Source organism: Acinetobacter lwoffii, assembly GCF_024129735.1.
Taxonomy (GTDB): domain Bacteria; phylum Pseudomonadota; class Gammaproteobacteria; order Pseudomonadales; family Moraxellaceae; genus Acinetobacter; species Acinetobacter lwoffii_H.
Map to the genome: position 1 here is coordinate 36925 of NZ_JAMXXK010000029.1, position 6495 is coordinate 43419.

The 6495-nt window shown below is 42.2% G+C and carries 6 protein-coding genes and 1 pseudogene; 5 read left to right on the plus strand and 2 right to left on the minus strand.

From position 1 onward, the window contains the following. The first annotated feature begins 3 nt into the window (after nucleotides 1-3). From NI469_RS09685 to NI469_RS09695, 3 genes are all read left to right on the plus strand, one after another. Entirely contained in the window at nucleotides 4-2250 is a 2247-nt protein-coding gene (locus NI469_RS09685; protein ID WP_253174998.1) for a bifunctional prephenate dehydrogenase/3-phosphoshikimate 1-carboxyvinyltransferase, read from the plus strand. A 99-nt stretch (nucleotides 2251-2349) separates the two neighbouring features. Continuing rightward, on the plus strand, nucleotides 2350-2712 hold the full coding sequence (locus NI469_RS09690; protein WP_253101649.1) for a hypothetical protein: 363 nt from the start codon (nucleotides 2350-2352) through the stop codon (nucleotides 2710-2712). Then, entirely contained in the window at nucleotides 2700-3242 is a 543-nt protein-coding gene (locus NI469_RS09695) for a GNAT family N-acetyltransferase (RefSeq protein WP_253101652.1), read from the plus strand. Before NI469_RS09690 ends, NI469_RS09695 begins: the two co-directional genes overlap by 13 nt. 33 nt (nucleotides 3243-3275) lie before the next feature. Here the strand turns inward: NI469_RS09695 and NI469_RS09700 are convergent, their stop codons facing one another. Then, a complete protein-coding gene (locus NI469_RS09700; RefSeq protein ID WP_004645565.1) occupies nucleotides 3276-3908 on the minus strand; it encodes an alpha/beta hydrolase in 633 nt (210 codons plus the stop codon). Nucleotides 3909-4031: 123 nt separating this feature from the next. Between NI469_RS09700 and yaaA the strand changes: the two genes are divergently transcribed. Both yaaA and NI469_RS09710 read left to right on the plus strand, forming a co-directional pair. Further along, nucleotides 4032-4814 (plus strand): peroxide stress protein YaaA, encoded by a 783-nt coding sequence (yaaA, locus tag NI469_RS09705; protein ID WP_247144057.1) that lies wholly within the window; start codon nucleotides 4032-4034, stop codon nucleotides 4812-4814. A gap of 517 nt (nucleotides 4815-5331) precedes the next feature. Beyond that, on the plus strand, nucleotides 5332-6264 hold the full coding sequence (locus NI469_RS09710; RefSeq protein WP_004278954.1) for an IS5-like element ISAlw1 family transposase: 933 nt from the start codon (nucleotides 5332-5334) through the stop codon (nucleotides 6262-6264). Nucleotides 6265-6348: 84 nt separating this feature from the next. Here NI469_RS09710 and NI469_RS09715 read toward each other — a convergent pair. Then, a pseudogene (locus NI469_RS09715) lies at nucleotides 6349-6495 on the minus strand (IS5/IS1182 family transposase); the annotation flags it as partial.

Consider the following 6495-nt stretch of genomic DNA (forward strand, 5'->3'; position numbering starts at 1 on the left):
ACCATGTCGCAGCCACTGTTTGAAAAAGTTGCATTTATCGGGCTTGGACTGATTGGTTCAAGTCTGGCGCGTGTCATTCGAGCCGAGCATTTGGCCAATGACATTGTTGCATCGACACGTTCACAAAAGACTTTGGAAGATGCTAAATCTCTTGGCCTGATTTCCGAAGGCTATGCCGATCCTGTAGAGGCGGTCAAAGGCGCTGATCTGGTGGTACTGGCATTGCCGGTACGTGCCACGCAAAAGGTGCTGGAAGCTATCAAGCCTTATTTATCTGCCAATACCATTATTACTGATGTGGGTAGTACCAAAGGTAATGTGGTCGATGCAGCGAAAGTGGTTTTTGGCGATGAACTGCCTGAAGGTTTTGTACCGGGCCATCCGATTGCAGGTGCCGAGCATACCGGGGTGCATGCAGGTAAAGTTGATTTATTTGCCAATCACAAGGTGATCTTGACGCCACTGCCAAGCAGTGCAGACTGGGCCGTCGATAAACTGATTCAGCTGTGGCAAGCGGCGAAAGCCGAAGTGATTTGTATGGATGTCGACAAGCACGATGAAGTGCTGGCGCATACCAGTCATCTTCCGCATCTCATGGCATTCAACTTGGTTGAGCAATTGGCCAAGCGTGAAGACAATTTAGATATATTTCGTTATGCTGCCGGTGGCTTCCGGGATTTCTCGCGAATTGCCGCTAGCGATCCACAAATGTGGCATGACATCTTTTTTGCCAACAAAAAAGCAGTTCTGAATGCTGTTGATGGCTTTGAACAGCAGCTCGCGATTATTCGCAAATTGATTGAAGATGAAGATTCCCACGCATTGATGGGCTTATTGGGTCATGCGCAGGCAGCTCGCCAGCATTTCAACCATATGCTCGCCAAGAAACCTTTCATGGAGAAAAATAAAGTGACACAACAATTTACCATTCAGCCGGGTGCCAAGAAATTTCAGGGTAAATTTACCGTGCCAGGTGACAAATCTGTGTCACATCGCTCGATCATGTTTGGTGCGATTGCAGAAGGTACCACACATGTGACCGGCTTTTTGGAAGGTGAGGATGCTCTAGCGACACTGCAAGCTTTCCGTGATATGGGAGTCAGCATTGAAGGCCCTAAAAATGGTGAAGTCACCATTCATGGTGTTGGCATGCAAGGCTTAAAAGCGCCGCAGTCTGCCATTTATATGGGCAACTCAGGCACTTCAATGCGTTTGCTGTCGGGTATGCTAGCAGCACAGAAATTTGATTCAGTCATGACTGGTGACGCATCTTTATCCAAGCGTCCAATGGAGCGTATCGCCAAGCCTTTACGTGAAATGGGTGCGCAAATTCAGACCACTGGTGAGCGAGGTACGCCACCTGTATCCATCACCGGCAACCAAAACCTGAAAGGGATTCAGTACGATTTGCCAATGGCCTCTGCTCAGGTGAAATCAGGGATTTTACTTGCAGGTCTATGGGCAGAAGGTGAAACTTCGGTGACTGAACCAGAACCAACACGCGACCATACTGAACGTATGCTACGTGCCTTTGGTTATGAAGTGAAAACCGAAGGTAATCGAATTTCACTGCAAGGTGGCGGAAAGCTGGTTGGAACCAATATTCAGGTGCCTTCAGATATTTCTTCTGCTGCTTTCTTTATGGTCGGTGCGGCCATTACTGAAAACTCGGATGTGACCCTTGAAGCAGTTGGCATTAACCCGACCCGTACTGGTGTGGTCGAAATCCTCAAGCAAATGGGTGCGGACATTACAGTTGAAAACGAGCGTATTGCAGGCGGTGAACCGATTGCCGATATTCGTATCCGTGGTACACGTACCTTAAAAGGCATTCATATGCCGGAAGATCAGGTGCCATTGGCAATTGATGAATTCCCGGCGCTATTCATTGCGGCTGCATGTGCCGAAGGTCAAACCATCCTGACCGGTGCTGCCGAGCTTCGCGTAAAAGAATCGGATCGTATTCAAGTGATGGCCGACGGTCTTCAAACCATGGGCATCGACTGTACCCCAACGGACGATGGCATCATCATTGAAGGTAAGGGCAAGTCTGGTGACTGGTCGCCAATCTTTACGGGTGGTGAAATTGAATCGCATCACGATCACCGTATCGCGATGAGTTTTTCGATTGCCGGTTTGCGTAATTCGGAGCAGATCAAGATTGTCGGTACTGAAACGGTCGCAACCAGTTTCCCGACCTTCACAGAATTGACCTCAATCGCAGGATTGCCAATTCAAGTGTCAGAATAATTTTTAAAATTATGTGAAACAGCCAAGCTTTTGCTTGGCTGTTTTGTTTATATTGCTTATGCTAAACCCATATAAGAAAAAAGCCATTTGGAAGTAGCGATGCGAAAATTAAAATTCATGGCCAATACCCAGAGCCAAACACCACGGGATGGTCAGGAAACCCAGGAATATGTAGCACATTTACTTGCCGAAAAATTAGGCAAATATGGTTTTCAGACCTTAAGCCAAAGTGGAGCTCAGGTTGCCGTCAGCGTGGAAGACCATGCGCTGCCTTTATCTGTGAGTTGCGAAACCAGAGATGAACAAGGGCATCTGGTTTGTGAAATTGCCTCATATCCTGAAGAAGAACAGGACTGGCTGGATCGTATCACCGAAAGAAGTTTGCTTAATCAGCTTGCACAGGCAGTGGAAACCTCTCTAAAAGAGCAGGAAAGCTTTAGCGAGTTTGAATGGAAGAGCTAATTCAACAGAATCAATCAGCTTTGCCTACACTGCAAAGTCAACGCTTGATCCTGAATTGTTTTAAATCAGCCGATGCCAAAGAAACTTATGCTTCAATTACGCCGAGTTTGACACGTTTTATGGCGTGGGACCCACCACAATCTGAACAGGGATTTGCAACAGTCTGGCAAAATTGGCTGGAAAATATGACTGATTATAAAGAATATGTATTTGTGATCCGTCATATTGAAACACAAGAATTTATTGGGCTATGTGGTTTGCATCGACTTCATGATGAAATACCTGAAGTCGGTATTTGGATTCGTGAAACTGCGCATGGTCATCATTATGGACATGAGGCAGTGCATTGTGTTGTGGCCTATGCTTTTAATACATTAGGGATTCAAGTCTTAAGCTACCCGGTAGCAGAAGAAAACTGGGCTAGCCGTAAAATTGCAGAACGCTTGGGTGGAAAAATTCTCCGTTACATCGATAAGCCTAAATATCGGGCTGTGATGTATGAAATTTTTGCAGAAGATTTTGTCTTTTAATAAAAAAACCCATCATCTGATGGGTTTTTTTATTTAGCCAAGCGCTAAGTACCGGGTCATTGCGATCCGTAATTGCTTTAAATAGCCGGTAAAGAAATGGTTGGCACCAGGTAATACGGTCACTAAATGGCGTTGTGGCTTTGCCCATTCAATCATATCTGAGAGCAAAGTCACTTCATCGGCTTCACCGTGAATGAACAGAATGTCGCCTTTGATGGCTGGTGTCACATAATGACGAATACCAGCTACTGTTGCAGTCGGCAGACCACATAAAATGGTTTGCTTTGGTTGCAGTTCTACCGGTAAGGCTGCATAGCTTTTTGCCATGACATGCGCACCAAAACTAAAACCGCCTGCATAAAAAGGCAGGGCAATATGCTGGTTGCGAGCGAACCGAATGACTTCTAATACATCATCCGTCTCACCGAAGCCCTCGTCGTGTATACCTTCACTTTGACCAGAACCACGGAAACTTGGACGATACACAATACAGCCACGTTCCAGATACATTTGTGCCAGTAAAACCGGAACCTTATGTTGTGGTGTACCGCCTTGCAATGGATGGGGGTGACAAACTACCGCGAATCCTTTCACTTCACCCTGAGGATAATCCACAAAAACTTCAATCTGACCCGCAGGCCCTTGAAGAAAAATTTGCTCGGGCATATAAAAACCGATGATTAACAGGAGAATCGTGCATTTTAACGATTATGGTGAATAAAAACATGAATTGGAATTAAAATAAGCAGACTGATATAGTTTGATTAATCATTTTTTGACCAGGTTGCCATGCTCGCTTTAATTTCTCCAGCCAAAACTCTCGATTACGATACTCCATTACCGACTGACCAATTTACTCAAGCGAGATTATTAGAACATTCACAGGACTTGATCAACGTTTGTCGCACACTTTCTGCAACAGAAATTTCCAGCTTAATGAGTGTTAGTGAAAAAATTGCCACTTTAAATACCGCACGTTTTAATGACTGGCAACCGGATTTTAATTTAGCCAATGCCCGTCAGGCGATTTTTGCATTTAAAGGCGATGTCTATACAGGTCTGGATGCCTATAGTTTAAAACATGAAGATCTGCACTATGCACAAGACCGTTTACGCATGTTGTCTGGATTATATGGACTCTTACGTCCCTTGGATTTGATGATGCCGTACCGTCTGGAAATGGGAACCAAATTGGCCAATTCCCGCGGGCATAACCTATATGACTTCTGGGCACATCACATTACTGATCTGATTAATCAGGATCTAGCAGCAGCAAATTCTGAAATCCTGGTGAATATCGCCTCTGATGAATATTACAAATCAGTCAACGAGTGCAAAATTCAGGCAGACATTATCAAGCCGGTATTTCTGGATCAGAAAAATGGCAAATATAAAGTGATTAGTTTCTATGCCAAAAAAGCACGCGGTCTCATGGCGCGTTTTATGATTGAAAATAAAATTGATTGTGTCGAAGAGTTGAAAGCTTTTAATAGCGATGGCTATTATTTCGATGCAGACAGTTCACTTAAGGGAGAACTGGTGTTCAAACGTGATGAACAACTGAGTGCATAAATGAGATGATTCCCAGTATTCAGCATGAGGATATATATGCCGGATATTGGGATGTCGTTATTATGGTTAGGTTCTTGAACTATGTACATGCATGTGATGTGAGTAGGGAATAATAGACAGCATCATGACAACTATAAAATCTGTAATTCTTGAATATCAGGTAGAGCTTCAAGGTAATTAAAAATAAAAAATATCGCTAAACATCTTGAAATCCCTAGCAAAATCTCCCTTATTTAGATCATTTTATTCTAAAAATTAAAGTTGAGCATTCTTGGAAAAGGCCGATAAAATAAATCGAAATAATTTCTATTGAATAGGTTAGATTTCATTTATCTCCATATCTTAATTTTGAATAAACTTCTTTTAGGTGGTTTAAAAAATATATTAAATTCAATTATTTAGTTTTTTTTAAAAGGATTTTTAATAGGATCGATTTTTTGAAAAAAGAATTATAAATTAATTAGGCTTTGTTGCACAAAGCTGTTCGTAAGGTCTAATTCAGCAATATAATTTCCGAATGAAGAAGCCTCCACCTAATATCTACCGTACAATCAACTGGTCCAAATACAATCAAGCCTTAATTAATCGAGGAAACATTTCGATTTGGTTTGATCCCAAGACTCAATGGTACGCTCAACCCAAAGGTAAACATGGTCGAAATCAAACTTATTCAGATACAGCCATCCAATGCTGTTTAATGATTAAATCCTTATTTCGACTCTCTTTACGTATGGTCACTGGCTTTGTGAAAAGTCTCATTAAGCTTTGTGGTTTAGATTGGACAGCGCCAGATTATTCCACCATTTGCAGAAGACAAAAGCATATTGATCTTGTAATTGGCTATCAAAAAAGTAGTGATGGACTACATCTACTTGTGGACTCTACTGGTTTAAAGTTTTTAGGTGAAGGTGAATGGAAACGCAAGAAACATCAGCCTGAATATCGTCGCCAATGGCGAAAACTTCATATCGGTATAGATGCTGAAACCCTACAAATACGATCAGTTCAACTCACGACCAACAATGTGAGTGATTCGCAAGTCCTTGGTGATTTACTAAATCAAATCCCATTGGATGAACAGATTGATTCAGTCTATACAGATGGGGCTTATGACACAAAACAATGCCGTCAGGTCATTGCAGATCGGCAAGCGCATGCAGTGATTCCACCTAGGAAAAATGCGAGACCTTGGAAAGATACAAAAGTTCATTCGCGAGAGCGAAATGAATTACTTCGAACAGTTAAGCATTTAGGAAGAATAATATGGAAAAAATGGTCAGGTTACCATCGGCGCAGTTTGGTTGAAACCAAGATGCATTGCATCAAATTATTGGGGGATAAACTCAGTGCGAGAAACTTTCAAAGCCAAGTCAATGAGATTCATGCACGTGTGGCAGTATTAAATAAATTTACGGAATTAGGCCGACCTCATACCCGAGTTGTGTCTTAAATTTGACTAGCTCAGAATAGCTTTAATTTTAAATCTTTGTGCAACAAAGCCAATTAATTAAGTATTAATAGGGTCTGTTGACATTTACTGTTCATAATTAACCCTATAAAGGTAGCCATAAAAATATACAGGCTAAAGCAACAGAACTTTGATAATTTCTTTTGAGCTTGTCATATCGAGTAGCTATTCCTCTAAATTGCTTTAATCTACAAAACATATTTTCAACTAAAT